General features: G+C 65.5%; 41 protein-coding genes and 2 tRNA genes. 3 read left to right on the top strand and 40 right to left on the bottom strand.

Translation table 11 applies throughout. From position 1 onward, the window contains the following. Position 1: 1 nt before the first annotated feature. The 39 genes from AC5JJ2_RS19075 to AC5JJ2_RS18885 all read right to left on the bottom strand — a co-directional run bounded on the left by AC5JJ2_RS19075 (position 2) and on the right by AC5JJ2_RS18885 (position 20,522). The gene (locus AC5JJ2_RS19075) at positions 2–694 is read right to left on the bottom strand and encodes a hypothetical protein (RefSeq protein WP_495859610.1); all 693 of its coding nucleotides are present in this window, start codon (positions 692–694) and stop codon (positions 2–4) included. A gap of 3 nt (positions 695–697) precedes the next feature. Further along, entirely contained in the window at positions 698–967 is a 270-nt protein-coding gene (locus AC5JJ2_RS19070) for a hypothetical protein (protein WP_495859609.1), read from the bottom strand. A gap of 96 nt (positions 968–1,063) precedes the next feature. Next, positions 1,064–1,366: a hypothetical protein gene (locus tag AC5JJ2_RS19065; protein ID WP_495859608.1), complete on the bottom strand. Its 303-nt coding sequence runs from the start codon at positions 1,364–1,366 to the stop codon at positions 1,064–1,066. Positions 1,367–1,369: 3 nt separating this feature from the next. After that, entirely contained in the window at positions 1,370–2,218 is an 849-nt protein-coding gene (locus tag AC5JJ2_RS19060) for a DNA adenine methylase (protein ID WP_495859607.1), read from the bottom strand. Further along, positions 2,211–2,534, bottom strand: a complete 324-nt coding sequence (locus AC5JJ2_RS19055) for a hypothetical protein (protein WP_495859606.1) — start codon at positions 2,532–2,534, stop codon at positions 2,211–2,213. Before AC5JJ2_RS19055 ends, AC5JJ2_RS19060 begins: the two co-directional genes overlap by 8 nt. Before the next feature lie 186 nt (positions 2,535–2,720). Then, the gene (locus AC5JJ2_RS19050; RefSeq protein ID WP_495859605.1) at positions 2,721–2,957 is read right to left on the bottom strand and encodes a hypothetical protein; all 237 of its coding nucleotides are present in this window, start codon (positions 2,955–2,957) and stop codon (positions 2,721–2,723) included. A gap of 109 nt (positions 2,958–3,066) precedes the next feature. Next, on the bottom strand, positions 3,067–3,933 hold the full coding sequence (locus AC5JJ2_RS19045; protein ID WP_495859667.1) for a RusA family crossover junction endodeoxyribonuclease: 867 nt from the start codon (positions 3,931–3,933) through the stop codon (positions 3,067–3,069). A gap of 120 nt (positions 3,934–4,053) precedes the next feature. Continuing rightward, complete coding sequence (locus AC5JJ2_RS19040; protein ID WP_495859604.1) at positions 4,054–4,848, bottom strand: hypothetical protein; 795 nt, start codon at positions 4,846–4,848, stop codon at positions 4,054–4,056. A gap of 78 nt (positions 4,849–4,926) precedes the next feature. Further along, positions 4,927–5,259 carry a YfdP family phage-associated protein gene (locus AC5JJ2_RS19035; RefSeq protein WP_495859603.1) on the bottom strand — a complete coding sequence of 111 codons (333 nt, stop codon included), beginning with the start codon at positions 5,257–5,259 and terminating at the stop codon, positions 4,927–4,929. Positions 5,260–5,274: 15 nt separating this feature from the next. Beyond that, positions 5,275–5,487, bottom strand: coding sequence for a hypothetical protein (locus AC5JJ2_RS19030; RefSeq protein ID WP_495859602.1), 213 nt, complete (start codon positions 5,485–5,487; stop codon positions 5,275–5,277). A gap of 11 nt (positions 5,488–5,498) precedes the next feature. Then, complete coding sequence (locus AC5JJ2_RS19025) at positions 5,499–5,819, bottom strand: hypothetical protein (protein ID WP_495859601.1); 321 nt, start codon at positions 5,817–5,819, stop codon at positions 5,499–5,501. Positions 5,820–5,913: 94 nt separating this feature from the next. Then, positions 5,914–6,936, bottom strand: a complete 1,023-nt coding sequence (locus tag AC5JJ2_RS19020; protein ID WP_495859600.1) for a hypothetical protein — start codon at positions 6,934–6,936, stop codon at positions 5,914–5,916. Next, positions 6,926–7,342, bottom strand: coding sequence for a Mom family adenine methylcarbamoylation protein (locus tag AC5JJ2_RS19015; RefSeq protein WP_495859599.1), 417 nt, complete (start codon positions 7,340–7,342; stop codon positions 6,926–6,928). Before AC5JJ2_RS19015 ends, AC5JJ2_RS19020 begins: the two co-directional genes overlap by 11 nt. Before the next feature lie 76 nt (positions 7,343–7,418). Continuing rightward, positions 7,419–7,491 (bottom strand) — tRNA-Glu (locus tag AC5JJ2_RS19010). A 17-nt stretch (positions 7,492–7,508) separates the two neighbouring features. Then, positions 7,509–7,784 (bottom strand): hypothetical protein, encoded by a 276-nt coding sequence (locus AC5JJ2_RS19005; protein ID WP_495859598.1) that lies wholly within the window; start codon positions 7,782–7,784, stop codon positions 7,509–7,511. A gap of 34 nt (positions 7,785–7,818) precedes the next feature. Further along, positions 7,819–9,072, bottom strand: coding sequence for an AAA family ATPase (locus tag AC5JJ2_RS19000; RefSeq protein WP_495859597.1), 1,254 nt, complete (start codon positions 9,070–9,072; stop codon positions 7,819–7,821). A 36-nt stretch (positions 9,073–9,108) separates the two neighbouring features. Further along, complete coding sequence (locus AC5JJ2_RS18995) at positions 9,109–9,339, bottom strand: hypothetical protein (RefSeq protein WP_495859596.1); 231 nt, start codon at positions 9,337–9,339, stop codon at positions 9,109–9,111. Between the two features lie 2 nt (positions 9,340–9,341). Continuing rightward, positions 9,342–9,680, bottom strand: a complete 339-nt coding sequence (locus tag AC5JJ2_RS18990) for a hypothetical protein (RefSeq protein ID WP_495859595.1) — start codon at positions 9,678–9,680, stop codon at positions 9,342–9,344. Continuing rightward, positions 9,661–10,269 (bottom strand): J domain-containing protein, encoded by a 609-nt coding sequence (locus AC5JJ2_RS18985; RefSeq protein WP_495859594.1) that lies wholly within the window; start codon positions 10,267–10,269, stop codon positions 9,661–9,663. Before AC5JJ2_RS18985 ends, AC5JJ2_RS18990 begins: the two co-directional genes overlap by 20 nt. Positions 10,270–10,288: 19 nt before the next feature. Next, entirely contained in the window at positions 10,289–10,819 is a 531-nt protein-coding gene (locus AC5JJ2_RS18980; RefSeq protein WP_495859593.1) for a DUF1643 domain-containing protein, read from the bottom strand. Beyond that, positions 10,816–11,157, bottom strand: coding sequence for a DUF4326 domain-containing protein (locus AC5JJ2_RS18975; protein WP_495859592.1), 342 nt, complete (start codon positions 11,155–11,157; stop codon positions 10,816–10,818). The genes AC5JJ2_RS18980 and AC5JJ2_RS18975 overlap by 4 nt, the downstream gene beginning before the upstream one ends. After that, positions 11,145–12,587, bottom strand: a complete 1,443-nt coding sequence (locus tag AC5JJ2_RS18970; protein WP_495859591.1) for a DNA cytosine methyltransferase — start codon at positions 12,585–12,587, stop codon at positions 11,145–11,147. The genes AC5JJ2_RS18975 and AC5JJ2_RS18970 overlap by 13 nt, the downstream gene beginning before the upstream one ends. A gap of 12 nt (positions 12,588–12,599) precedes the next feature. Continuing rightward, on the bottom strand, positions 12,600–12,908 hold the full coding sequence (locus tag AC5JJ2_RS18965; RefSeq protein ID WP_495859590.1) for a hypothetical protein: 309 nt from the start codon (positions 12,906–12,908) through the stop codon (positions 12,600–12,602). After that, positions 12,905–13,426 carry a hypothetical protein gene (locus AC5JJ2_RS18960; protein WP_495859589.1) on the bottom strand — a complete coding sequence of 174 codons (522 nt, stop codon included), beginning with the start codon at positions 13,424–13,426 and terminating at the stop codon, positions 12,905–12,907. Before AC5JJ2_RS18960 ends, AC5JJ2_RS18965 begins: the two co-directional genes overlap by 4 nt. Next, positions 13,419–13,766, bottom strand: a complete 348-nt coding sequence (locus AC5JJ2_RS18955; RefSeq protein WP_495859588.1) for a hypothetical protein — start codon at positions 13,764–13,766, stop codon at positions 13,419–13,421. The genes AC5JJ2_RS18960 and AC5JJ2_RS18955 overlap by 8 nt, the downstream gene beginning before the upstream one ends. Further along, complete coding sequence (locus AC5JJ2_RS18950) at positions 13,753–14,136, bottom strand: hypothetical protein (protein ID WP_495859587.1); 384 nt, start codon at positions 14,134–14,136, stop codon at positions 13,753–13,755. Before AC5JJ2_RS18950 ends, AC5JJ2_RS18955 begins: the two co-directional genes overlap by 14 nt. Before the next feature lie 2 nt (positions 14,137–14,138). Then, on the bottom strand, positions 14,139–15,086 hold the full coding sequence (locus AC5JJ2_RS18945; protein ID WP_495859586.1) for a hypothetical protein: 948 nt from the start codon (positions 15,084–15,086) through the stop codon (positions 14,139–14,141). After that, positions 15,083–15,964 (bottom strand): YqaJ viral recombinase family nuclease, encoded by an 882-nt coding sequence (locus AC5JJ2_RS18940; protein ID WP_495859585.1) that lies wholly within the window; start codon positions 15,962–15,964, stop codon positions 15,083–15,085. Before AC5JJ2_RS18940 ends, AC5JJ2_RS18945 begins: the two co-directional genes overlap by 4 nt. Beyond that, positions 15,939–16,517, bottom strand: coding sequence for a sigma-70 family RNA polymerase sigma factor (locus AC5JJ2_RS18935; protein WP_495859584.1), 579 nt, complete (start codon positions 16,515–16,517; stop codon positions 15,939–15,941). The genes AC5JJ2_RS18940 and AC5JJ2_RS18935 overlap by 26 nt, the downstream gene beginning before the upstream one ends. Before the next feature lie 126 nt (positions 16,518–16,643). Next, positions 16,644–17,255, bottom strand: coding sequence for a DUF7666 domain-containing protein (locus AC5JJ2_RS18930; RefSeq protein WP_495859583.1), 612 nt, complete (start codon positions 17,253–17,255; stop codon positions 16,644–16,646). A 26-nt stretch (positions 17,256–17,281) separates the two neighbouring features. Beyond that, positions 17,282–17,527 carry a hypothetical protein gene (locus AC5JJ2_RS18925; RefSeq protein ID WP_495859582.1) on the bottom strand — a complete coding sequence of 82 codons (246 nt, stop codon included), beginning with the start codon at positions 17,525–17,527 and terminating at the stop codon, positions 17,282–17,284. Between the two features lie 15 nt (positions 17,528–17,542). Further along, the gene (locus AC5JJ2_RS18920) at positions 17,543–17,737 is read right to left on the bottom strand and encodes a hypothetical protein (protein ID WP_495859581.1); all 195 of its coding nucleotides are present in this window, start codon (positions 17,735–17,737) and stop codon (positions 17,543–17,545) included. A 90-nt stretch (positions 17,738–17,827) separates the two neighbouring features. Then, on the bottom strand, positions 17,828–18,244 hold the full coding sequence (locus AC5JJ2_RS18915; RefSeq protein ID WP_495859580.1) for a hypothetical protein: 417 nt from the start codon (positions 18,242–18,244) through the stop codon (positions 17,828–17,830). 34 nt (positions 18,245–18,278) lie between these two features. Then, positions 18,279–18,350, bottom strand: a tRNA-Met gene (locus tag AC5JJ2_RS18910). 7 nt (positions 18,351–18,357) lie between these two features. Further along, positions 18,358–18,573: an Acb2/Tad1 domain-containing protein gene (locus AC5JJ2_RS18905; RefSeq protein ID WP_495859579.1), complete on the bottom strand. Its 216-nt coding sequence runs from the start codon at positions 18,571–18,573 to the stop codon at positions 18,358–18,360. A 140-nt stretch (positions 18,574–18,713) separates the two neighbouring features. Then, on the bottom strand, positions 18,714–19,346 hold the full coding sequence (locus AC5JJ2_RS18900; RefSeq protein WP_495859578.1) for a hypothetical protein: 633 nt from the start codon (positions 19,344–19,346) through the stop codon (positions 18,714–18,716). Between the two features lie 164 nt (positions 19,347–19,510). Beyond that, positions 19,511–19,669 (bottom strand): hypothetical protein, encoded by a 159-nt coding sequence (locus AC5JJ2_RS18895; RefSeq protein ID WP_495859577.1) that lies wholly within the window; start codon positions 19,667–19,669, stop codon positions 19,511–19,513. A 91-nt stretch (positions 19,670–19,760) separates the two neighbouring features. Beyond that, positions 19,761–20,075: a hypothetical protein gene (locus AC5JJ2_RS18890; protein WP_495859576.1), complete on the bottom strand. Its 315-nt coding sequence runs from the start codon at positions 20,073–20,075 to the stop codon at positions 19,761–19,763. A gap of 183 nt (positions 20,076–20,258) precedes the next feature. Then, positions 20,259–20,522 (bottom strand): hypothetical protein, encoded by a 264-nt coding sequence (locus AC5JJ2_RS18885; protein ID WP_495859575.1) that lies wholly within the window; start codon positions 20,520–20,522, stop codon positions 20,259–20,261. 188 nt (positions 20,523–20,710) lie between these two features. Between AC5JJ2_RS18885 and AC5JJ2_RS18880 the strand changes: the two genes are divergently transcribed. Together AC5JJ2_RS18880 and AC5JJ2_RS18875 are read left to right on the top strand one after the other, a co-directional pair. Continuing rightward, complete coding sequence (locus AC5JJ2_RS18880; protein WP_495859574.1) at positions 20,711–20,902, top strand: hypothetical protein; 192 nt, start codon at positions 20,711–20,713, stop codon at positions 20,900–20,902. Between the two features lie 76 nt (positions 20,903–20,978). Next, a complete protein-coding gene (locus tag AC5JJ2_RS18875; RefSeq protein WP_495859573.1) occupies positions 20,979–21,158 on the top strand; it encodes a hypothetical protein in 180 nt (59 codons plus the stop codon). 53 nt (positions 21,159–21,211) lie between these two features. Here AC5JJ2_RS18875 and AC5JJ2_RS18870 read toward each other — a convergent pair whose 3' ends face one another. Then, complete coding sequence (locus AC5JJ2_RS18870) at positions 21,212–21,610, bottom strand: hypothetical protein (protein ID WP_495859572.1); 399 nt, start codon at positions 21,608–21,610, stop codon at positions 21,212–21,214. 145 nt (positions 21,611–21,755) lie between these two features. Here AC5JJ2_RS18870 and AC5JJ2_RS18865 point away from each other — a divergent pair, with 145 nt between their 5' ends. Further along, entirely contained in the window at positions 21,756–23,141 is a 1,386-nt protein-coding gene (locus tag AC5JJ2_RS18865; protein ID WP_495859571.1) for a tyrosine-type recombinase/integrase, read from the top strand. Positions 23,142–23,490: the final 349 nt, after the last annotated feature.

The raw sequence follows: 23,490 nt of genomic DNA, 5'->3' as shown, positions 1-23,490 counted from the left end.
CCTACTCCGCAAGGTCGAACAGGGACAACGGTTCCTTCGCCGGCTCGGTGATGTTCCGTGTCCACCGCTGATACCGCTTCACCACGATGGCGAGGCACTCGCCGAACGTCAGGTGCGACAGGTCGGCTATTGTGCGAAGCTTCATGGCGTCCCGCCACCAGTTCGTAGAGTCCACGCTGTCCAGCCGCCGACAGTGGGTGTACCCCCGCATGGCCCAGCCGTGGACGTGCAGCCCGTCTGGTATCCGGTCCAAGGCGGCGCGCACCCACCGCTCCTTGCCGGCCCTCGGCGGCAGCAGTCCCAACCCGATCCAGCGAGTTCGCTCTTTGGCGATCGCCACGAGGTCGTCCAGCAGTTCCGGCGGGTCGCTCTCGTGGAAGGTGGGGAACCCCAGCGGGAACGCCTCGTAGTTGCGGAGGGACCGCCGCCAGTCCCCGGCGATGTCGTCGAGGCCGGCCACAGCGTCGGCGTGACCGTCCCATCGCTCGGCCCACTCGGCGTAGGCGGTCAGGTCGATCTTCTTGCCGCTGCTGAACTCGCTGAACGCCCCGCTGTCGATCAGGATGCGGTCAAACGACTGCTGGTAGCCCTTGCCCAGCCAGTCCGAGTAGCAGGCGTAGGAGAGCAACACCGGCATCCCGGCGACGTGCTCGGCCTGCTGCTGCGTGTTCGGACTGGCGAGGTAGACCAACACGGCTCAGCCCTCGGTCTGGGGGACCGCCCGGCACTCCGTCATGAACCGTCCGTGTGCCCCGCTCGTGACCACCGGGCACCCGATCCGGTCGGCGAGCGTTTGCGTCAGCGACTCTTGGTAGATCGGGGCCTCTGTCGCCCGGTCGATCTCCGCTTGGATGGACTCCACCGTGACGACCCGGTTCTCGATGTGGAACTCGGCCTCGTACACGTCCGGGCACCCGTGGGGGCACTTGCCCACGATGGTCGTGCGGTGAACGGTCGTCGTCTTCATCCCGTAGCACTCCGAGAAGAAACCGGAAACCACTGTGGTAGTATACGGCAGAACAGACCGGACATCCACAGCGAATTCCGGTTTCGGTGCGGTCAATCACGGCGATTTACCCCACAGTCGTTTCCGGATAGCCGATTTTTCCACCCTCCAGGCAGGCGGGCCGTCGAATCTCTTCCAGAAAACTGTGACATACAGTTCCGGCCGATTCGCCAGCCACTTGCACGCCACGGCCAGTTCGTCCTCGCCGCTCTCCTCGCACCAGTCGCGGAGAACCTTGATGCGGTTGGTGTCGTTCGGCAACTCCTCGACGGCCGCCACCAGCCCGGCGAACTTCTCCGGGAAGAACTTCTCGCAGCCGGGGACGGACACGAGGTCTTTCAACATGATCGTGACGGGCATGGCTCACACCAGATTTCGGAACAGTAATTCGGTTTGCGCGGTGATCGGGCTACGGCCCGTGTTGGTCATGTTCTTCTGCACCTGCGGCGCGAGGCACTCCCACCGGGCCGAGTGGTACAGCGCGTCCAGCATCGGGTCGGGATAGTAGCTCACGACCACGCGGGCCTGCTTGAACCGGGCGAGCGCCGCCGCGAGGCGTTCGTGATCGGCCGGGGCGAAGTCGTGTTCATACTTGAACGACTTCTTCACGTAGGGCGGGTCCACGTAGATCGCGGTCCCGGCCTGGTCCTGGATGTTGTCGATCACCTCGAAGGCGTCGCGGTTCAACACGTCCACCCGCCGCATCCGGTCCATCAGCCAGGGCAGGGATTCCAGAACCGAGGCGAACCGCACGCCGCCCGACCCGCCCTTCGTGCTGAACCGCGCGCAGAAGTTCGTGTTGTACTTCATCGTCCCGGCCGTGCCGTTCCGCCCCAGCCACCACACCACGAGCGCGAGGTACGACCGCCGCAGGTCCGGCTTCGACTCATCCGCCGCGAACGGCTTCAGGAACTCATCGCGTGCCGCGTGGTACAGCCGCTCGGAACAGATCGTGTCGTGCAGCCGGGCCAGCAGCCGGCGTTTCAGCTTGGCATCCTGCAAGACCCAGCAGAGGTTCGTCAGGTCGCCGTTCAGGTCGTTCACCACCTCGAACCGGCAAGGCTCCTTCGCGAACAGCACCGCCCCGCCGCCGAAGAACGGCTCGAAGTAGCCGGTGTGCGGGCCGAGCAGCTCGACGATTCGCGGGGCGAGCTGCCGCTTCGACCCGGCCCAGGGCGATAGGCATTTGATTTTCGGGGCGGTGTCATTCATCGACTTCGATTCCTTTCTCGCTCGCGATCCATTCCGAGATCGACACGGTAACCCCGTCCTGGCCTTCCTCGTACTGGTCGTCGTCGGCCATCTGGGAACGGGGAATCCAGTGGCGTTCGCCCTGGTACAGAATCTGGATCGCCTTCTCGCGGGTGCGGAGGATCTTGCACTCTTCCAGGTGGACGTAGCCAGAGTAACTCATTGCCCGTGCCCTCTCGTTTCGTTCGTCGCTCTCATCGTACTTCCTCAGTTGGTAGCCGCAGTACAGCCCCACCGTGAACCCGGCACAGCAGGCGACGGAAATCAGCAGGGGCACGGTGTCATCCATCGTTGCGGTCGATCCCGTCGAACAGGGTTGCGGGTTTCTGCTTATCCGCCGGCGGCTCCTGCTTCGGCTGTACGACGGGGGCCGCGGGTTTCGGCCGCGGGGCCGCCCAGAATATGCCGCAGGCGTTACACCATCCGCAGCCGCACGGGTTCCGGGCCTTCAGTTCCTCGGCGGTCATATTACCTTCCGGTAGCCGAGCGACTTCGCGATGGTGAGGATGTCGAGGTGAGTCGGAAATTTCACCTTGTTCTTCCTCTTGAACTCTTCCACAGCTTTCAGGAACTCCATGTCGTCGGCGGTGTACTCAGTTCCGAGTTCCGTCGTGCTGAGTTTCTTCGCCCGCGACTGCTGCCGCGGCCGCTTCTTCCCCTTCCAGTAGGGCACGTTCTTCAAAACGATTTGCTTCTTCACGCGGCCCTCAACTGGATGCGGACGCCGCGCAACCCGCCCGGCTCCTGGCCCACGGTGCAGACCCAATTCTCGCTGCCGTCTTCCACGCCCATCAGCGAGCAGATCGTTATCATTTGGAATCAGCCTTGCGCCTCGTTTCCCAGCCCTTCTTGGCGATCGCTCTGAGTTCTTCGGTTGTTAGAGGTTTCACCCGCGAAGGCTTCGGGCCAGCATGGTAACACACCTGTGAGCAGTAGTTCTTTACTTGCCCTGGCCTTGACCAAGAATTCGGCCTATTGATGGCGTTACCACAAACATCGCACTTTGCTCGTCGTCGGGAGTGTTTACCTTTGCACGCCACGCTGCAAAAGTGGTCGCCGGTTTTACTCTTCTTCTCGACGCTTCGCTTTCGAATAAATTCGCGGCCGCAGTGCGTACAGTTGAAGGCGGCGGATCGCATGGTGCTAACCATGTAGCACTTGCGGGAACAATAAACGCGCATCCGCCAGGACTTGTAGAGTCGGAACCGTTTGCCGCATACGTTGCAGGTTCCGGACTCCCGGCAAATCGGATGGAGCCGGTAAACTACGAACTCCGTCCGCGGGCTTTCGCCATCGTAAACACTCCATCCCATCAATTCTTTTACCTGCGAGTCATCGCAGAAAATCAAGCGGTTCATGGCATCGAGAACCGTCTTCAACATGTTGTCTACGTCCTTACGTTGGTGGGTTTGCACGTAGAAAACGGCTCGAATTCCATATGCCCATTCGCCATCAGGCTCCGCTCCCACGAGGCGGCTCCGGACCAGATCAGCCAGTTCCCTTTGGTGATCCTTCGTCGATCCCGGAGTATACACACGACCGTTCCTCCCGAGCCTGGGACGTTGCTTCGGGACCGGCTCGCCGTAGTGGGTGTCTCTCACCACCAAGCGTTCCAAGGGTACTTCCGCCAGATACCTGCCAGGTTCAAAATGCTCGCACACCCCACCAGCGATCATCGGTGGCCTTTCGGGTATCGGTAAAGCGGCAGCGGTCGAAGCGGGGCGGGCCTCGATGTGCCCGCCCCGGATCAGCACCTCTTCCCACGCGGGATCAATTCCCATCGCGAACCCCGCTGGTTAGCCCGGCCAGCCGTGCATCAGGACCTTTTCCACTTCCTCCGGCTTCACGCCCGCCTCCGTCAGCGCCGAGAGGAGCCGGCGGTGGACGAAGGACGCGGCCTCGAACTCCGCCTTCTCGATCTCGCCGGGAAGAATCACGAACCGGAACACCTCGGCCTCCGGGTCCAGGTCGAACGCGACGCGGACGCGGACCTTGAGCGGCGCGAGGGCCTCCGCCCAGTACGGGACCTCGAACGTCAGCACGTCGGGCAGCTTGTCCGCCCCGCTCGCCTCGGCCACCATCGAGCGGGACATGGAGACGTTCGCCTTCTGGACGATGCCGGTCGCCTCCTGCACCTTCTTCACGTCCACCTTCCGCAGGTCGTTCACGATGGTCGGGTGGACGTTGAGGCAGCCGGCGAACGTCGTCCGGAGCAGGTGGTACACCTCGATCTGCTTCAGCTTCGCCGCCTTCTGGTCCTTCCACTCCCGCAGCTTGGCGAGCGGCTCGGAATGAGTGAGGTGCAGCTTCGTCGCGTCGCGCCGGGTCTCCACGTCGTGGACGACGTGAACACCGCCCTCGTGGTACCACGTCTCGCCGGCCTTGCTCTCGGCCTGCACTTTCGCGACCGACTCGAAGTCGTAAACGACGTTGTTCTCGGGCTTCGGCTCCGTCGCGTGTTTCGTCAACTTGCCGTCCGCGTCAATAGTGTGATAGACGTGGTCCGGTTCGTCGGGGGCCTTGAAGACGCGGTTGCCGTTGGCCTTCACGGCCAGGCCCGCGATCTCCGAAACGAACTTCTCCGTCAGCATGGCATCTCCGTTCGCGTTTGAAAGTTTTGAATGGGCGGTGGTGTCTTGCGTCGGCCGCGGGGCGGTCCCGCGGCGGGGTTACTTCTCCATCAGGTCGTTCGTGGTCGTCTGGTCCGGGTTCTCCGGGGCGTCGTCGCGGAAGACGACCCCGCCGACCGCCGCGTTGTACTTCCCGATCGTCGTCGGCGGGACGTAGCTCGGCAGCTTGTACCCGACCTCCGTGTCGATCTTCACCTGCCCAGTCTCGCCGTCCGGGGCGAGCGTGACCTTGATCGTGATCGTCCGCTTCTTCCCGTCGTGGCCCCGCTCCTGGATGTCCTTCATCACCTGGCGTAAGGCTTCGTCGGTGATCTTCCCGAAGTAGCCGTCGTTCAGCTTGGCGAGCGTGTCCCCGCCCAGAATCTGCTTCACCGTTCACCTCCCGTTTCAGTGGCCGTACATGCCCGGCCACCCTTGGCACGTTCCCGTTTCGTCGGCCGCGGGGCGGCCCGCACTCGCGCGGAGCCACTCGTAATCCCGCCGCCATGATTCCGCCGCCTCCTCCGACCGCCAGCACCGGCCGAGGAGGTAGAACCCGCCCGCCACCAGCACGGCGTTCAGGACGGCTTGCCCTGCGATCACGATCTGTTCCGGCGTCATCCGTGTTCCGCCTATCGGTTCGCCCGCAGCGACGGGCCGCAAAGTTCGATGATCGTCCCGCCCTCGATCCGGTCGCGGATCTGCGCGTCGAACAACTCGCCGAGGGCCGCGGGCGTGTGGTTCGACACCAGCACGAGCGGCTTGCCCTCGCGGTAGTCGATCAGGTCCACGAACACCTGCAGCTTCGCCGGCGGGCAGGGCGATCCGGGCCGGCAGTCCATGCCGAACTGATCGATCACGCACAGGTCCGCCCGCTTCCAGCGATATCGGAACTGGTTCGCCGTCTGCTCGCCGGTGCCGAACTCGGCGTCCACGCACTCCCGGCCGGTCATGTACACCCCGTCCCGGACGCAGTCGAGCAGCAGCAGCGCCGCCGAGGACTTTCCCCGCCCCGGCAGCCCGTGGAGCGTCAGCGGCCACGGGGATTCACCACGGCACGCCGCCGCGATCCGCTCCCGGAGATCCTTCGGGACCAGCTTCGCCCGCCGCGGCTTGTCCGGGCGGAGACGCGCGTGCGGGCGGGCCAGCGTCAACACCCCCGACGCGAACGTGCCGGGCTTCGGCGGCGGCGTAGTCGGTGGCGGGGGCGACGATCCGGCCGCCTCCCGCAGCCGGGCCGTTTCCAACAGCCTTTGCATCGCCTCGGCGATCGGGTCCATGCTGCGTCGTCCTGGGGGCCTGGTCCTGCGCTCGGGACAGCCACGTCGAGAGAAACCGGGGCATCCCCTTCGCCGTCTTGCGGCGGGTGGGATTGTCGATGCACCACTGCCGGGCCTTCCGGCACTCGGCCAGCACGTCCACGCCGGGGTACGCCTCCCCCCACTCGTCGATCTTGGCCTGGGTCAGCGGCCACTCCTGATCCCCCTCCCCGACGGCCGGGATGGTCAGCACCGGCGGCGGGGGTGGCGTCGCCGCCGGCTCGGACGCCGCCGGCTTCGGCGGCTCCGAGCAAGATTTCTCTTCTTCTTCCCTCTCTGACCTCTGACCTCTGACCTCTGATCTCTGATCTCTGATCTCTGTGTGCCGCGCGGCGTCTGTTTCGCCGTTTTCGCCGCCGCGCGGCGTCTGTTTCGCCGTTTTCGCCGCCGCGCGGCGTCCGCCCGGCTTGATGCCGCAGTAGCTATCCATGCCCGCCGGCAGGTTGCCCGCGCGGGCCATCCGCTTCCGGGCGTACTCCGGCGCGTGGTCCCACAGGTCGTGTATCCGGTACAACCCGTCCGGCCCTTGATCGACGAACCCGGCCGCCTTCGCCGCCTTCGCGAACCGCCCCGACTCGCCGGTGAACTCCGCGGCCGCCTCAACGTCCAAGTCGTCGCCGACGACCGGGGATCCGGTCTGATACCCGCGCCGCCACATCAGCATCAGGTAGCCGAGGACGTGCGGCGTCGGCTCGCCCAGCAGTCGGACGAGGCGGAGGAACTTCCGATGATCGAGTAACTCAGCCTGCATGGATGACCTTGTCCCACCGTTGCTTCGGGGCGTCGCTTTGGACCTTCGGCCGTCTTCGTGCCGGCGTGTCCCATTCGCCGCCATCGCTGAGTCGGGCAGGCTTCCACCCGGCCGCGCGGTAGATGCAGCCGGTGTGAGCCTCGGTGTCCTGCGAGCTGCACAGCCGGCGGACGGCCGGTAACTGGCGACGGATCAGGAGTTCCATCACTCGCAAGCCCCGACTGCCCGTGTTCTTGGGAGCGTCTGGGGCAATCGCGTACCTCCGTAGTTCCAACCACGTCCCGTCCTGGGGCAAGGCTCGCGCTGCCGGCAACGACCAGATGCCGACGCAGTAGATCAGGCCGCCGTAGATGCCGCAGAAGCAGGTGAACCGCCGTTCCGGGTTCTTGATGGCCCCGGTCCCCATCCGGGGAAGCCGGGAATGCCAAAGCCGGTTCAGTTCCATCGCCGTATCAAACCGCACCCGCTCGAACGTCAGTTGAAGCGCCGAGGTCGGACTCGAACCGCCCCCTCCCACCTGGAACAGCGGGTATGCCACCCTTGCACCTTCGGCGCGTTGTTGCACTTCCACCTCAGAACGGGATGTTGGCTTCGAGACACGCGGCGGAACAGAACCGGTGGCCGACCCGCTTTCGCCACGGCCACAGCCGGCGGCCGCAGTCCGCGCACCGGCTGCCGAGGTACAGCCCGAGTTCGATCAGCCAGAACCGGACCTGCCAGTACCAGCCGAACCGCCAGCCCTCGGCCCCGGCCGGGGTCCCGCACCGCACGCACCCGGAGTACGGGTCCTCGTCGCCCGCCGCGCAGCCGATCGCGTAGCACTCCCGCCGGCGAAAGAAGTCTCGCATGGAAAGTCCGCCCGAAAGTAGGGGTTGGCCTGGGTTACGCGACGGCCGCGGCGTCGTTGTTCGTCACAACCGCACCGTCCTCCATGACGATCCCGATCTTGCCCGAGTTGTCCACCCGCTCCACCCAGACCTGATAGTCCTGGGCGGCGGCCAGGTCCGCGATCGTCCGCAGGCCGTCGTCGTCGAGCAGGGAGCCGTCCTTGATGCGGATCACCCGCAGCTTCGGGTTGGCGGCCATCGCGATCGCGACGGACGCGCGGAGCTGCTCGGCCGAGGAGCACTGGTCGAACGGCACGCCGTTCAGGAACACGCGGCCGTCGCCGAGGGTCAGGCCGGGGATCGGCATCGCCGCGGACTCCAGGGCCTTCGCCTTCGCCGCGTTCCGGGCTTCGATCCGCTCGCTGATCGCCTCGGAATCCGCTTCGAGCTGGGCCGCCCGGTCGGTCAGTTCGGCGAGGGCGGCGCGGTTGCGGAAGTCGGCGTTCTTGTGTTCGGCCAACTCGATTTCGTCGTGGAACGGCCGCAGGTTGATGACGGGCGGGATCGGCTCGAAGGCCGCGATCTTCTCCTGGACCACACGGAGGTTCACTTCGGCCTGGGCCAGTTCCTTCCGGGCGGTCTCGACCTCCCGGAGCAGGCCGGCCTCCAAGTGGCGTACCCGCTCCTGGCGCATCAGCTCGTTGTTCGCCGCCGCGTTCGCCTTGCTGGCCGCCTCGATCTTGGCGAGGAGCTGCTTCACGTCGATCGGCGCGTCCATGTCCGGGAACTTGATCGTGATCGCCTCGGCCCGCGTCCGGGCCTCCTTCGCCTCGCGGTTCCGGTCCCGCCGGCGGTCGGCGTCGGCCTTGTTCTGACCCTCGATCGCGTCCAGGTCCAGGTCGATCTTCGCCACCCGCTTCAGCTCGTCGTACTGGTCCCGCGGCTTCATGTGGGCGAACGCGAGCGGGTCGAACGACAACTCCCCGATCAGGCCGTCCAGCATGGCTTGCGGGGACGGGTAGCGAGCGCCCTCCGCGTTCTCGACGATCAGCGTCGTGCCGTTCGGCGTGAACCGCCGCTCGACGGTGATCTCCCCGAGGTTCAGCCGGACGCGGGCGCGTTCCTCGCCGTTCCGGATGGGCCGGTCCTGGATGCCGTCCTTGCCGGCGAGCGCCCAGAAGATCGAGTCAAGCACGCTGGTCTTGCCCGACCCGTTCTTCCCCGTGATCTGGATGAAGTCGCTAGTCGGCGTGATCTCGACGACCTTCAGCTTCTTCACGTTCTCCGCGGTCAGTTGCACGATCTTCATGACAGGTTCTCGTAGGTTTCTGTGGGCCTGGTGTGGCTACTTCTTCAGGTCGTAACAATCCGCGAACTCATCGACGGTGTGTTTGCCGCCCTTCGTTTCGCGGGCGTGGTGGCTCAGTTCCAGGAGGCAGGCGGAGTAGTACCCCGGCTGATGTTCCTGGCAGATGTCGTTCATCTCCTCTTCGGTGAGGTGGTTCCGAAGTTCCTGGACCAAATCGTCGATGCACCGGGCCGCGTTCTTCGTGAGGCCGGACAGGGAACACTTCATGCTCACGGCGTCGCTCCTTCGCTCTTGGTCTCGCGGGTGGTGAAAAAGCCCTCGAACATTGGCTCCTCCTGCATCAGCAGCCGCGCGTAGTACGCGGCGTGGTTGTTGTTCAAACGGAATTCACCGTCCCGCTCCTTGACATCGATGTCCATGTGCCAGCGGATCCGGTGGAGGATTGCGTCGGCGCTGTAGTGGTCCAGGCCGTTGTTCAGGACCTGATAGGCGAACTTCCGGAACAGCCGGAACACCTCCGGGTTCGCCGCATGGAACCGGCGGAAGGCTTCTTCCAAGGTCGGCTTCGGCTTGCTGGTCGGGCCGGTCTCAGGGGATGCCGCGTTCACGCTTGAACTCCTCGTAGGCCGTGTTCAGGGTGGACATCGCCTCATGACTGCCGCCGCGGTCGGGATGGCGCTGCAGCGCGAGTTCCTTGTACCGGTCGTGGATCGTCGTTGTCGGCCAGTGCGGTTCGACGTTCAGAACATGCCACCACTTCCGAACGGGCGGCGCGGGCGGGAGGGCGGTGAACCCGCTGAACGCCGCCTCGACCATGTCCCCCGTGCCCCAGCGGTCGATCCCGCGGAGGGCCTCGATCGTCTTCCGGATCGACTGAATGTTGTCCTCGACCTTGTTCCACCGGTCGCAAGCGACGCACTTTTGCTTCCCGTTCTTGTCCAGGAAGTACACCGCCACGCCGGGATCGTCGGGCGTCCGCTGGCCGGCGAGCGGCAGCCCATCGCGGCGGAGGCTCACGTTCGTCGAGATGACGACGGCCCGCCCCCGTAGCAGCTTGATCTCCTTCAGCAGCGTGTCCCGCGCCACCGTGAAGCTCGTCTCGAACCGGGACCGCTCCCGCCGGTGGCCGGGCGTCCGCGGCTTGTTCAGCGGCCACTGGAGCGGGAAGGCTTCCACGCCGATCGTCGTCTGGGTCACGTCGGATCCGCCTTTCGGTTCAGGCCAGTGCGATGGTCGGTTCCAGGTCGGCTCGGAGGTACAGCGGGTGCATCGGGTCGCCGTTCTTCGTGGCTTTCAACGCCGTCATGCCAGGGCCGACGCCGTTGCTGATGATCGCGTGGTTCGCCAGCTCGACGACTTCCCGATCCCGGCCGCACAGCCGGCCGTGCGTGCCCCAGGCCGCGACGTGCAGGTCCGCCCGGAGGCACGCCGCGACAATGTGCCTGTCGTTGTCCGGCCCGACCGCCTCGGCCTTCGCGAGCTTATACAGGGACCGCGGGTCCGTCGCCCGCCACGCGAACAGGTTCACGACGATTATCCCGCCCTTCCCCCACGCCTGCGCGAAGCCCATGCACCGGCGAATCGTCGGGTCGTCGATCCGCGAATCGGCCGTGCTTGGGTTTAACATCACGAAGAGGACCGGCTTCTTGGACCGGTCCCAGGTCCGCGTCAGCTCGTACCGGTAGTTCGTGCAGAGGCTGATGACCGCGGCTCGGTAAATGTCGGCGTATTTGATCGTGAGGCTCACCACTCACCACCCTTCATGTCTTCGGGGAATCGCTCGATCATCGCCTGCGCGACGATGTAGGCGTGACACGGCAGCGGAGGATCACCCTGGGCGAAGTACCCGCACCAGCAGGCCAGCGGGAACCGGCCGCACTCCGTTTCGGCCCGCAGCCGCTGCAACCGCTTCGCCAGGTCCGGCAGGGCGTGCAGCCACGCCGCGAACTCCAACAACGCCCGCTCGCCCCTGAACGGGTTCGCCAACTCGTGGCCCGGCAGCCCGGCGTGAGGCCGCCCAAGATAGATGAAGCCCTGGCTCAACTTGTGCGGCCAAAGGCCCCGCAGCGAAATCACGCGGTACATCCTGCCCCCAGCATCGAGCCAGCCAACGCGCGGGCCTGGTTCACTTCGACGGCGTTACCGATCTGCTTGACCTGCTCGCCGCGGTTGCCGGTGATCTTGTAGTCGCGCGGGAAACCCATCGCGGCCTTGAGTTCGTGGGGCTGCAACATTCGGAACCGGATGTCGAGCGCGACGCGGTCCGGCTCGACGAGGCCGAACCGGTCCTTCGACGTGACGGTCGCCAACGGGTCGTCGGTCGAATCGGGAATGCCAGTCCCGTAGTACGGCGTGATGAACGGCTGGACGACGCCGTTACACCCGCCGTTCACGGCAGTGACCGTCCGCAGCGGGTCGCGGATGTCGTCAACGCTCATGTTCTCGAACTGCCGGTGGGGGAGGATGAACGGCTCGACCAGCCCGTAGCGGCCGGCGTGCGTCAGTTGCACCATGCAGCCCTCGACGACGCCGTGCGTCTGCCCGCCGGCCACGATCGTCGGCATCGGCGACTCGGCCGAGTGCGTCCGCGGGGCCTGGCCCGGCCGCTCGCCGTAGTTCGTCGGGATGATGAACGCGAACCGGTTGCTCTGGCCGGTGATCGTCGGCAGCGGGTCGTCCATCCCGTGGGCGTACCGCTGGTCATGTTCCCGGCTCTTGAGGTAGTTCATCGCGACTAGGAACGGTTCCGCCGCCGCGCCGCCGAACTTCTTCAACCCGGCCTCGATCCGCTTCAGCGTGTTCTCCGACAGCGGCCGCTTCCGGGCGAAGATGCTCTCGCCGAGGATCGGCCAGTCGATGATCTCCCGTGCCGCCCGCCACCGCGGGAGCGTGCCGAACAGGTTCGCCCGCACGTCGCGGCTGTGCGTCGGCGTCGGCCACGCGATCTTCCGCCGGCCCCGCACGGCCTGGATGAATAACCGCCGTCGGGACGTTGCCGCGCCGAAGTCGGCCGCGTTCAGAACCCGCCACTCGACCCGGTAGCCGGCGGCCTCCAGGGCGCGGATGAACGTCTTGAAAATCTCGCCCTTCTTGCTGGCGAGCGCCTTCCCGTCCGATCCGAGCGGACCCCACGAAACGAACTCCGGGACGTTCTCGATCAGGACGCGGTCCACCTTCAGCGCCGTCACCCACTCCAGGACTACCCAGGCCGAGGCCCGCGACTGGTCGTTCTTCGGCTTCCCGCCACGGGCGTTGCTGTGGTGCGTGCATTCCGGCGACGCCACGAGCAGATCGAGCTTCCCGCCCGGAACCGCCTCGCCCGGCTTCAGCCGGGTCAGGTCCTGGCAGAAGTGGGCGGCCCGCGGGTGGTTCGCCGCGTGCGTCTCGACCGCCCGCTCCCAGTGGTTCACGGCCACCAGTTCGAGCTTCCGCCCCGACGCCTCGGCGAACTGGCTCACGCCCGTGGACGTGCCGCCCGCACCGCAAAACAGATCTGTCACGATCAACCGTTTCATCTATGCACCGAATTAAGAGTGCGTGTTCGCGAGCGGGCAGCCGTCGTCCGCCAGCCGCTGGATTTCCGGTTCGGGCGGCTGCGCCTGCAGCTCGTCCCGCTTGATCTTCTCCATCGCGTCCTGCACGGCCGAGTCCCGCTCGGCCTGGGTGGACGACTTGAGCGCCGTGGCGATCAGCCTCGTCAGCGAGCCGATCGTGTCGGCCGGCATCTCCAACACCCAGCACGCGGCGCACTTGCCTCGCTCGCCCTCTTGGATGCTGCGTAGGGTGCGGTTGCACTTCTGGCAGCGATCGTGAATCGTGATTGTTCTGATACTCACCCGTCGTCCTCCCCCTGATAGTCCTCGTCGAAGCCGTCGTCGTCCTGTTCGCAGTCCTCGCAGCCGGGGCACTCCGTCGAACCGTGATAATGGCAGACGCAGAAATCGCCTCCGCATTCACAGTTCAGCGAACCTGTCCCGCCGCAGTTCAGTTCAAGTCCGCTGTCGTCGAGCATCTCGCCAATTGGCCCAGAAGCCCCGCACCAACACTCGAAACCCTCGTCGCCCTCGTCATCAGCTTCAATCAGCTCCTCAACGAAGTCAGACTCCGCCCAGGTGTCGCAGTGCTTGCACCCGTAGTGCCCCGTACCGGAATGGTCAGTGCCGTGTTGCTTGTCCCAAAGGCGGACGGCTCGTTCACGGGCGTTGTCTTCCGGGTCGAAGTCGTCTTCAGGGCTATCGCAGAACGCTTCCAGCCAGTGGTGTTGCCCGCTGCACGCCTCGCAGCCCTTCGGGGCGCGAGGGCAGATCGCGGGGCCGTGGACGCGAGGGTCGGCGTGCGGGGTGGCGTCAGGCACGGATCTGCGCTCCTTCGGCCTTCTTGGATAGCAGTTCGCTTTGCTTCTTGATCTGCTCGCCCATGCTGTAGATCAATTCCTGCTGGTCTTTGATGAGGCGGCGAAGCTCGTCGAGCGACACCGCACCGCTGGCCGTACTCATATGGTGGGCGCAGATCTGAGCCTCCAGAATCTTCGGGTCGTTCAGTTGGTTCTTGCCAGTCCGGAGCCGCTCGCCGATCCACGCCCGGATCGCCGCGGGTGCTGCCGGGTCGCGGGCGAGCAGGACGAAGATACGCTCGTCGTCCTTCGCCTTGTTGAGGCAGCTATTCGGGTCTGCGATCTCGTCACACTTTAACATTCGCCTTCCCCCCCTTCGCTCGGTTCTTTCGCCTCGATTCCGCGTGCTGCGGGGCGTCGTGGGCCAGGTGACACCGTTGGCACAGGAACGCCAACACCTCGTCCCGGTGGTCTTCCAGCGTGTGGTTCAGGTGGGCCACAGTACAGACGATCCGGAAAGCCTTCACCCGCAGCCCGCCTTGCGTTTCTAACATCGTCCCCGGCTTCACGTCGCGTAGGCGGCGGAAGCTGCCGCCGTATATGCGATAGCCGATCAGGTGATTCCCGATCCCGCAGAACTCGCAACAGTTCCCGGCCCGCTGCCGAATCCGTTCGCGGATCTCCTTCCAGTCGGCCGGGTACTTCGCCCGGTTCTCCGGCTTGATGGGCATGGCTACCTCCTGATTGCGTCCATGTCCGTCTTCTCTGGGCCGTCGCCGAACAGCTTCCCGCCGCCCGGCTGCTCCGTCGGCGATTCCGGCGGCTTGTCCGCGGGCTTCTTCTCGGCCGGCTTGTCACCGCCCTTGCCGCGGCGGTCCTGGATCTTCTGCTTCACGCCATCGAGTCGGGACGTGGTCTGCGGCTCGAAGAACGCCTCCAACGGCTCGCCCTCCTTCAGCCCGTTGGCGATCAACCGCAGGTCGTCGATGCCCTTTTGCGTGATGTCGTCCACGCCGGCCACGTCCAGGGCCTTGCAGATCTGTTCCTCGCTGACCTTGTAGCTGCGGGAGAAGAACTCCAGCATCTTCTTCCGCGTCACTTCGAGCGGTTCCTGATTGCCCTTCACGACCTCGCGGGCTACTTCGAGAAGGTCGTTGATGTACGCCCGCGGGATGACGGCCAGGATCGCGTTCCGCCGGGCCTTCGCCTGGCACGCCATGCCCGCCGTCTCGATCAGGTGCTGCGGGTAGCGGTTGCCGTTCTTGTTCAGGATCGACGTGGTGACGACCGCTTCCTGCCGCAGGTTGCGTTGCAGGTCCCAGGCGGACGCCTTCGCGCTGACCGTCTTCTCCGTGGCGACCGGCTCCTCGACGGTGATGTCCAGGTTCTGCCAGCACATCGCGACCAGCTCCGCGAGGCGGACGGACGGACCGACGACCTTCCCGCCGCCGACCGGCTTCGCGTACTCGGCGCTGCGGGCGGTGTCGATGTCCGTCTTCAGCAGCTCCGTCGCCTCGCCCTTGAACCGGGCGATCGACCGCGGGAAGCTCCGGGCCGTCGCGATCCGCTTGTCCAGGAGCGCCGCGGCGAGCTGGATCTGGTGGTTGACGGTCTGGGCCGCCGGGAGGAACCCCGGCAACATCGACCCGGTGTCCTCGATCTCCGTGATGGCTTGGCTCACGATGCCCATCCTTTCCTGATTCGTAGGTCAAAGTAACTGGTGGCCTGGACCGTGTACTCTTTGCGGTGAACTTCCTTCCGGGCGACGAGCCGACCGTCGGGCAGCATCCCGGTTTCCGCGTCTTCGAGGGCCGCGACGAGCCGGGCCTTCACCTCGTCCCGCTGGTCCTTCAGCCCGGAAATCTCGTCGCCGAGGGCCGAGTACCGGTCGGCCAGCCGCTGAGCCTCGTCGTCGAGCGACACGGCCCGGCCCTTGATCGGCGTGTGCAGCTTCTGCAAGGCATCAAGCGTTGACCGGTGCGACCAGTCCGGCGGCGGCGGGGTCTCCTCCTCGACGCACCGCCAGAACTCCCGGAGCGGGTCGAACACCGTGTCCAGGTAGCCGGGGTCGCGGGGCACGCGGTAGCGGCGGAAGTCCGAGCCGCCGACCAGCACGAACACCCAGCACACTTCCGTGCCGTAGGTCTCATGGAGAACTTCAAGCTGGTGCTGGGCCTGAAGCCAGTAGTCTTCGGGGACCTCGTCCGTCTCCGGCTCGCCCCACCCGTCGGCGCGGGCCGTGGTCTTGATCTCGACAGCCTCGCCCGATTGATTCAGCCGGTCCGGGGACGCCCGCAGGAACCGATGCTCGCGGTGAATGACGGTCGGAATCTTGTTCAACGTCCACCCGTGGTGGTCGCAGATCGCGGCCGCGATCATCGGTTCCGCACGAACGCCCCACTCCTGATGCGTAGTCATCTCCGTGGCGTCGGCCGGCCGGACCTTGCTCAGGTACACGTCCAGGGCCGTGCCGAACCGGGACAGCCCCAGAACCTTGGCAACGTCGCTGCTCCCTATTCCCTTGCGGCGGTCTTCAAGAAACGCTTGCCGGTTCACCATTGGCCTCCTCTCGCAACTGCCTCAGCACACGTTGGACGATGTTCGAAATCCGCGACTCGCTCACCCCGCGGGCCGCGCCAATCTCCTTCATCAGCCGGCCGGCCACGAAATAATCGGCAAGGATCTCCCGCTCCGTCCGCGATAGGCTGCGGAGCAACGCCAACCCCAAGAACTCGTCGAAGTCCGACTCCTCGCCGAGGGCGACGGTGTACGACGGCTCGTACTGGCCCATCTGGCCCTTCTCGTCCGCGAGCTTGGCGAATACGACGGGCAGTTCACGGCCCGCCCGCCTGTGTTTCCGCTTCACCAGCCCGCACGTCCCCAGGTGATCGACGACCGCGCCGTACACCCGCTGGTTCGCGTAGTTCCAGAACGTCTTGCCGAGGTCGGGGTTGTACTTCCGCCACGCCTCCAAGCAGCCCATCCGCCCGACTTGCATCAGGTCGTCGAACGATTCCAGGTGGTTGAGCGTGGACCCTTGCAACACGCACGCGACCAGCCGGCGGATCCGCTCCTCGTTTTCGAGCAACACGTCCGATTCGGAAGCCTGCATCGCACGGGGTTCCCGCCGGCCAAAGAAACCCGACCCGCGGGAGTCGAACCCACGCCGCGCTCACTCCTACGCGCGACCGCCCGGCGGAGTCGGGGGCGGCGAGGGGGCCGCCGCCAGAGCCAAGATTCAATCCGACAAAGGGTTTTGGTCCGCAGCCTTAACGACCTGCCCTGATTGGGACAACTCGTACCAAACGCCAGGCTCAATACCGTTCTCGCCCGCGTAAGCGACGACATGCCGAAGTCGCGTGCCGTCCCAGCAAGACAGAATGATGGAGCCGTTCGGACCACACTTCGCGACTGCGTGTTGTTTGAGACAGCAGGCCACCGAATGTTCGCCCGTGGTCGATGCCGGAGCCTTGTAGCCCGTGGTCGATGCCGGAGCCTGTTCGCCCGCGGTCGATGCCAAATGAAGCAGACGCTTTTCTGCAATCAAAGACTGCGCGCCCGGCAACCCGCCGCAGTAGACGACGTTGCCGGACGGGAACTTGACCTTGTCCACGAGATCAACGACTTCGGCCATCTTCACCTCGACGACGAGCCATTTCGCGGTCGGATCGGAGAGATGGGAGAGAGACCAGTCGCCGATACCCCAAAGTAGACCGTGCAGACCGTTCCCGCATTCGGGCTTCGGGTTCCAGTCCGGGCACTCGGCCCGGCCGCTTTCAGGCCACTTGAAATTGTTCTGTGCGACCATGCTCGCCGGGCACGAGCGAAGGACGTATGCGAAACCTTCCATCGTCAACCTCTTGGTGTTTGACTGTTTCAGTCCGTGAAGAACGCCCACACCGCGTCCTCCACGGCCGACGGGAGGTTCTTCTGCGAACAGACCTTCCGGGCGTAGCTGACCGTGTTGTGGTCCTGGCCGTCCACCTTCGCCCCGTTCCGCATGGCATCGACGGTGCGGAACTTGGCGAACACGGCCTTCACCACCTCCAGGGCGTCCACCATTCGGCAGCCCTTCGCGTCGCAGAGCGTTTCGAGCCGGCACTTGTTCAGCGTGTCCAACATGACGAACCCCCTTGTTCAGAAACCCCGGCCGGTGTGCCACTGCCCAACTCCAAGAGCAGCGGCGGGCGGAACGGGAACATGACCGCCCCCGGCCGGGGTTGTTTCGGACTCGTCCGGGCCGTCGCCGGGGCCGCCGAGGGCCGCGAGTAGCGCGACCACGAGCAGGCCCAGGGCGACGACGATTAACTCGACCTTGTTCGAATCGATCACGGGTGAATCCTCCCGGCCCGTGGTCTCCGCGGGCATCCGTCACCTCGAACACCCTGGGGCAACGCACCCCACCACGGGCCGGGAGGTCGGTTACCGCCGCCCGCGGAAGAACCGCGGTGGCGAGGAAGACGGTTGAGGCTGCTTGTGGCAGTCCACGCACGACGCCGGCGCGGACTTGAACTCGCTTGCGAAGTCGAATGTCGCGGCCTGGGCCGACGGTAGGGTCACGGGGATCTCGACCGCCCGGACCGCCGGCGCGCCGTTCGTGAACTTCGCCACCGGCAGCACCGCCACGCTAGCGACCTGCCGGAACGTCACGGTCCCGGTGGAACACGACGGGGATTCGCCGCGTCGCTCCGCCCGGACCTCGGCAATTCGCCGGGGGGCAGGGCCGTCACACGACCGCCGCCCGGCGAGCAGCCGCTTCAGGGGGCCGGCCTGCGCGTCCGAGAGGGCGCAGCACACCACCAGGGCCGCGCACGCGGCCCGCAACAAGAATCGCTTCATCACTCACCTCTTGATCCCCGCGATGCGCGGGAAGTTGCGGGGGCCGGGGTCGAACCGGCGACCTCCAGGTTATGAGCCTGGCGAGATACCTCTTCTCCACCCCGCAAGCTGAACTACTTCGTGATCTCGGAATCCGGGTCGTTCAGAACAATGCTCTTGATCGCCCACATCGCGGAGGTTTCCAACTCCGTGAGTGCGACACTCCGCTCGCGCGAGGCCGGGCAAGCGGCTTCGATCTTCTCATGCAGTTCCGAGAAGGCTTCTCGGATACAGCGGATCGCTTCCAAGCCGTATGCTGAGGGGGCGTGGTGCGCGTAGGTCTTAATCATCTGCAACCTCGTATTGGTCCCTGAAATAAGGAGCCTCGCCACGCCATGCATCGCCTTGCCGCGCCATGCGCGGCCTCGCCATGCCGGGCCGTGCCCCGCCCTACCCGGCCACGCCGTACCGAGCCGCGACGCGCCCTGCATCATTCCCACGATGCAACTCGGAACTTGCCGAACTGCCCGCGGAAGGTCCCGATGCCGAGGGCGATCCCGCCGCCCTCGAAGATGTTGATGAGCTGCTGTTCTTGCAGGTGCGGGTTCGGGTAGATCGTGATGGTGAACGCCAGCGACCACGGCAGCGGCAGCACCGGCCGGACCTTCGGGTTCGGGATCCCCTTCTCCAGCCGCGCTACGCTGCGATGGATATAGACGCCGGATTCCGGGTCGCGGTCGCCCTCGAACCGGCCGAACGCCACGGGCTTACCGTCCCGGAGGAACGGGATGTACGCCGGCCCGATGGTCACGAACGACAGGCACGCCAGGGCTGTCTTCTTGTACGTCCTCGCGTCCAGGAGTCGCTTCGGCGCGGAATCCGTGTTCTGGGCCGATAGAAACGACATGAGATTCTGCGAAGGCAACACGAGGTGTCGATCGTTCGCCGGGTCGAAATAGAGCTTTTGCCATGCTTCCAGTACCGTTTGGTTGTCGCCGGGGTACCGGTCGAACATCACGTCGGTGATGCCATCGATCGACACGGACCGAGTCACGATGCCCCGCGTGCCTTTTTCGGCCCGCGACTTGGCCGCGCCGCTTCTCGCCGTCGTCTTGCTGCTCATACATACTCCTTTGTGGAAAAGCCTTGCCGCGCCTCGACCGGCCAGGCCAAGCCGCGCCGAGCCACACCCAGCCACGCCCTGCCATACCCCGCCGCGCCCTGCCACACCCCGCCGAGCCAGGTCCGGCCGCACCAGGCCAAGCCGTGACTGGCTTGTGTTTGCTGTCACCACCTCGGTAGTTCCGAGGGATCGCACCCGTACTGGACGCACAGCCGCACGTCGTCGGCGGTCGCGTCCGGGAAGTCGAACAGCTTCCGGGCGTAGTCTTCCAGCTCGTCCACCATGAACCGCAGGAGCGCCGCCGCCCGGTGTCGGTTCTCCATCTAGGCCAGCGTGTTCGCCAGCCACTTGAACCGCTCGCACTGGCCGATGATCTCGTCCAGCGGATCGGGCGGTGGCGGCGACTTCGCCGGCTTACATTCCCCACCCAACAGCAGCGGTCGGCTCGACGACGGGATACTCACCTTTCGCCTCCAGTTCGTGGAGCCAGTTGTAAACCGTCTTCAACGACACCCCGAGTATCGGGGCCAGCTTGTTCGGCTGCCGCCCGTGATGCGCGACCAGTTCCCGGAGGTAAGCCCGCCGCAATTCGTCGGCCATCGGGGGATCGGGTAGCCGGGCCAGTTCCCGGATCAGGCTGTCGCGGATTCGACCGTCTTTGGTTGGCCTTTCGCGCCCCAGGGGTTCCGCGGGCGTTTCTTCCTTCGAGGCTTCAGCGATCGAACCCATTGCTCTAATTCCTCTCTCCGCCACCGGGGGCCTCCGACGGTCTCGACGGCGGCCGGCATCCGGCCCGAATTCTCCCCGGCGTGCAATGACGCGACGCAGATACCCAGGAGTTGGGAAGCCTCCCGAGCCGTCAGCAGCAACTTCTTCGGCGCGGCGAGGGCGTCTCGAATCTCCCGGAGCAGTTCAACCGCCTTGCCCACTCGCCACCTTGCCTTTCTTGCCGAACACCTTCTCGCAGAAGGCCACGGCGTCCGCGTACAGGATCTCCCGCGTGCCGGTTGTGGGGCAGGTCGTCGAGGGCAAGGTGACAAGCTCGTTCGTCGCGTCGAGGTGGACGCCGCTCTGAAGCCACCGGCGGATCGTCGGAAGGGACCGGGTTTTCCCGTCGGTGTACTCCCGGATCATCGCCCGCATCTGCTTCACGGTGATCTTCTTCGCGGCCCGCATCCCATCACCTCGGTTCTCGTCGCTCGTTGCGATTGCCCTGACACTATTACCCATCGGCAGCCTGACGCGGGCTACTTTAGCCTGAAACGGGCTAACTCAGCCCATCCTCGGCCGTCACAGCCGATTCCAGCCCGAAATCTTCACTGATTCGGCTTGCACCTTCCCGCGCCGTCCGTTCAATTCTGGCCATGGGAAAGAAGAAGCCGCCCGCCGAACCGAAGCCATCCGCCGCCCAGGTTCGCGTCACGTTGGATCGCGACGTGTACGACCTGCTTGCGGCCCTGCCCGACATCGGCAAGAAAAATAGCCTCTCGTACCACGCGAACTTGCTCATCAGGGAGGCGATCCGCGCCCGCGAGAACGCCAAGAAGGACAAGTGACGCGCCGCACTCGGCACGCTCGAATGATAAGCGGTCCGGTGTTCCGCCCCCGACGGTGCTGCTGAGGGTGACTGTGATGGAAGCGAAAGACCCGAAGGAAGAATCGAGTCTCGAGAAGGGGTTCAACGGGACGATCGGCGGTTGCCTCGCCGTCTTCCTGATCGTGCTGGCCGTCGTATTCTACGGCGCGGCCAGGGACAAGTTGAGCAAGTATCTGAAGGGCGACCCCAAGCCGCCCGCCGTCGAGAAGGAATGAAAAAACCCCGGTTCCTCCGGGGCCGCTCGTAGGCGATAGCTCGGCGTCCGGCCTCACGTCGGGGCGTTCAACTTGTAGGCCCCCAGCGGCTGCCCCGGAAAGGCGTCGCTCGAAACGATCATCGTCCGCCAGGCCGGGTGCCCCTTGAACACCGATTGAAGCCGGCCGCACATCGAGTCCGCGTTCTCCAGGAGGGTGTCTTGGTGGACCCACTCGTACCCATCGACCCAGGCCCGCCACAGCACCGCCACGATCGCCCGCTGCGTCGGGCTGAAGGCGTACTGGGTTCCGAACCAGTTCACGGACGTGAAGTCGGGGGAGTGGGTGGCCTTGTCCCTGGCGCTCGTCGGCGTTGGCGGCGGCATCGGGGATTGCACGTCCTGCAGGATCGGCAACTGGCCGACGATCTCGACCCGGCCGTCCCGGATCTTCGCGTGGGGTTGAAGAGGCATGTCAGGCTCCAAGAAGGACACGGATTGGCAGCACCGTTTGAAAGATATACAGCCGTACAGTAAGCTGTCAAAGTGTCCGGTTGTAATTTTTGCCGATTCGTTATGGCCGGGGTGGGGAAGTTCCGTCAAGGCGCGCAGGTGAGAAATGCCGTCGCTCATCAAGATCACGAAGACGATTTACCGGGACGCGGCCGGCCGCCGGTGCGACAAGGCCGCGCCGGGGGCGCGGAAGTTCAACGTCAAGACCCGGAAATGGTACGGCCGCGGCGTCCCCGGCTTCCCGCCGAAGAAGGGGTTCCCGCTGTCGGCCGACCGGCGGGTGGCCGAGGCGATGTTGGCGAAGATGGTGTCCGACGCGGAACGGGGCATCCACGACCTTCCCGAGCGGAACGGCGGGGCGAAGCAACTCGCCGCGCTGCTGCCGGAGTTCGGCGAGGACATGGCCGTCGGTCTGGGCAGCAAGGTGCGGGGCAAGTCCCGGCTCCCGTCGCCCGAACAAGTTGACCTGAACCTGCAGCGCGTCCGCACGATGCTGGACGCATGCAAGTTCGTCACCTGCTCGAACCTCAACGCGGCCGCGCCGAAGGCCCTGGCCCGGTGGCTCCTGGAACGGGTCTCGCTGCCCCGGAAGGACGGCGGGTTCAGCCACCAGAGCGCCGACTTCTACCGGAAGGCCGCGAAGCGGTTCGTGTGGTGGCTCTCAGTCCGGAAGCGGCTCCCGGTCCGCGCCGACCTGTTCGATGACGTGGTGGGCTTCGACCCGAAGGCCAACCGCGTCCACCTCCGGCGGGTCGGGACGCCGGCGGAGCTGGCGGCCCTGTTGCTGGCGGCCCGCAACTCGAAGGAGGAGTGGCGGGGCCTGAGCGGGGCGGACCGATACCACGTCTACCTGCTCGGCTTCTCAACCGGGTTCCGGGCGTCGGAACTGGCGCGGCTCTCGAAGTGCCACCTAGCGATCGACGACCGGCCCCCGGTGGTCGTCCTGCCCGGCGACCCGCGGAAGAAGAACCGAAAGTTGGTCCGGCAGCCGATACCGCCCAACGTCGCCCAACAGTTCCGGGAGTACCTCGCCGGGAAGGAGGACGGTCCGCTTTGGCCGGGGACGTGGCGGTTTCAGCCGGTGAAGATGCTGCGGGCCGACCTCCGGGCCGCCGGCGTCGCGTACAAGGTGCAGACGGCCGAGGGCGTCAAGTGCCTCGACTTCCACGCCCTGCGGCACACGTTCGTCTCGTGCCTCGCGGCCGCGAAGATCGGCGTGAAGGAGCTTCAGTTGTTGGCCCGCCACTCGGACCCGACCCTGACGCTCGCGGTCTACACCCATGTGGGGGAAGGACAACTGGCCGAATCGGTGGGCAAGCTCCCGCTCATTGGCGACGGCGGGGCTGGGGACGAACTGCGAACACTAAGCCGAGAGGAACTGGAAAACAACCTCCGCCTCTGCGTCGAGATCATCAAGACCTTGACCGGTCAGGGTGTTCCGGAGGGTGTACCGCGACCGTTGAACGCGATGAATACGTGCCAAAAGTCATGAAGATGGCACGCTGCTTTTTATTCATGCTAACGCACAAAAAATCAGTTAACATGGTCTTCGGAACCGAGGGTTGGGGGTTCGAATCCCTCCGGGTGTACTGAACAAATAGTCCCGTCGCTACACCGAGCCGCAACTTGTTGCGGCTTGCATCTTTTGTGGCCCGAAGTCATTCCTGCGAGCCGCGGCTCACGTTCGCGAAAGTCATCGGGGCGGCGTCGTCCGGGGCCGGGGCGTCCGTGCGGCGGAACCACCCGCGAAGCCGGTCGTGATGGGGATGTGGTACGGATAACCCCTGGGCCTGTGACGGGCCACCATTTGAACACCGACCGTCCCCGCCGACAACGAAGAC

The organism is Limnoglobus sp. (assembly GCF_059499385.1).
Note: the sequence above shows the minus strand (reverse complement) of the source record. Positions and strands in the feature narration are given on the sequence as shown.

Coding starts and splice junctions, on each gene's coding strand:
- AC5JJ2_RS19070 (WP_495859609.1), bottom strand. CDS start 967: ATGAAGACGACGACCGTTCACCGCACGACCATCGTGGGCAAGTGCCCC.
- AC5JJ2_RS19065 (WP_495859608.1), bottom strand. CDS start 1,366: ATGCCCGTCACGATCATGTTGAAAGACCTCGTGTCCGTCCCCGGCTGC.
- AC5JJ2_RS19060 (WP_495859607.1), bottom strand. CDS start 2,218: ATGAATGACACCGCCCCGAAAATCAAATGCCTATCGCCCTGGGCCGGG.
- AC5JJ2_RS19045 (WP_495859667.1), bottom strand. CDS start 3,933: ATGATCGCTGGTGGGGTGTGCGAGCATTTTGAACCTGGCAGGTATCTG.
- AC5JJ2_RS19040 (WP_495859604.1), bottom strand. CDS start 4,848: ATGCTGACGGAGAAGTTCGTTTCGGAGATCGCGGGCCTGGCCGTGAAG.
- AC5JJ2_RS19030 (WP_495859602.1), bottom strand. CDS start 5,487: ATGACGCCGGAACAGATCGTGATCGCAGGGCAAGCCGTCCTGAACGCC.
- AC5JJ2_RS19025 (WP_495859601.1), bottom strand. CDS start 5,819: ATGACCGGCCGGGAGTGCGTGGACGCCGAGTTCGGCACCGGCGAGCAG.
- AC5JJ2_RS19020 (WP_495859600.1), bottom strand. CDS start 6,936: ATGCAGGCTGAGTTACTCGATCATCGGAAGTTCCTCCGCCTCGTCCGA.
- AC5JJ2_RS19015 (WP_495859599.1), bottom strand. CDS start 7,342: ATGGGGACCGGGGCCATCAAGAACCCGGAACGGCGGTTCACCTGCTTC.
- AC5JJ2_RS19005 (WP_495859598.1), bottom strand. CDS start 7,784: ATGCGAGACTTCTTTCGCCGGCGGGAGTGCTACGCGATCGGCTGCGCG.
- AC5JJ2_RS19000 (WP_495859597.1), bottom strand. CDS start 9,072: ATGAAGATCGTGCAACTGACCGCGGAGAACGTGAAGAAGCTGAAGGTC.
- AC5JJ2_RS18995 (WP_495859596.1), bottom strand. CDS start 9,339: ATGAAGTGTTCCCTGTCCGGCCTCACGAAGAACGCGGCCCGGTGCATC.
- AC5JJ2_RS18975 (WP_495859592.1), bottom strand. CDS start 11,157: ATGTACCGCGTGATTTCGCTGCGGGGCCTTTGGCCGCACAAGTTGAGC.
- AC5JJ2_RS18970 (WP_495859591.1), bottom strand. CDS start 12,587: ATGAAACGGTTGATCGTGACAGATCTGTTTTGCGGTGCGGGCGGCACG.
- AC5JJ2_RS18955 (WP_495859588.1), bottom strand. CDS start 13,766: ATGTTAAAGTGTGACGAGATCGCAGACCCGAATAGCTGCCTCAACAAG.
- AC5JJ2_RS18950 (WP_495859587.1), bottom strand. CDS start 14,136: ATGCCCATCAAGCCGGAGAACCGGGCGAAGTACCCGGCCGACTGGAAG.
- AC5JJ2_RS18940 (WP_495859585.1), bottom strand. CDS start 15,964: ATGGTGAACCGGCAAGCGTTTCTTGAAGACCGCCGCAAGGGAATAGGG.
- AC5JJ2_RS18935 (WP_495859584.1), bottom strand. CDS start 16,517: ATGCAGGCTTCCGAATCGGACGTGTTGCTCGAAAACGAGGAGCGGATC.
- AC5JJ2_RS18930 (WP_495859583.1), bottom strand. CDS start 17,255: ATGGAAGGTTTCGCATACGTCCTTCGCTCGTGCCCGGCGAGCATGGTC.
- AC5JJ2_RS18925 (WP_495859582.1), bottom strand. CDS start 17,527: ATGTTGGACACGCTGAACAAGTGCCGGCTCGAAACGCTCTGCGACGCG.
- AC5JJ2_RS18915 (WP_495859580.1), bottom strand. CDS start 18,244: ATGAAGCGATTCTTGTTGCGGGCCGCGTGCGCGGCCCTGGTGGTGTGC.
- AC5JJ2_RS18905 (WP_495859579.1), bottom strand. CDS start 18,573: ATGATTAAGACCTACGCGCACCACGCCCCCTCAGCATACGGCTTGGAA.
- AC5JJ2_RS18900 (WP_495859578.1), bottom strand. CDS start 19,346: ATGAGCAGCAAGACGACGGCGAGAAGCGGCGCGGCCAAGTCGCGGGCC.
- AC5JJ2_RS18895 (WP_495859577.1), bottom strand. CDS start 19,669: ATGGAGAACCGACACCGGGCGGCGGCGCTCCTGCGGTTCATGGTGGAC.
- AC5JJ2_RS18890 (WP_495859576.1), bottom strand. CDS start 20,075: ATGGGTTCGATCGCTGAAGCCTCGAAGGAAGAAACGCCCGCGGAACCC.
- AC5JJ2_RS18885 (WP_495859575.1), bottom strand. CDS start 20,522: ATGCGGGCCGCGAAGAAGATCACCGTGAAGCAGATGCGGGCGATGATC.
- AC5JJ2_RS18880 (WP_495859574.1), top strand. CDS start 20,711: ATGGGAAAGAAGAAGCCGCCCGCCGAACCGAAGCCATCCGCCGCCCAG.
- AC5JJ2_RS18875 (WP_495859573.1), top strand. CDS start 20,979: ATGGAAGCGAAAGACCCGAAGGAAGAATCGAGTCTCGAGAAGGGGTTC.
- AC5JJ2_RS18870 (WP_495859572.1), bottom strand. CDS start 21,610: ATGCCTCTTCAACCCCACGCGAAGATCCGGGACGGCCGGGTCGAGATC.
- AC5JJ2_RS18865 (WP_495859571.1), top strand. CDS start 21,756: ATGCCGTCGCTCATCAAGATCACGAAGACGATTTACCGGGACGCGGCC.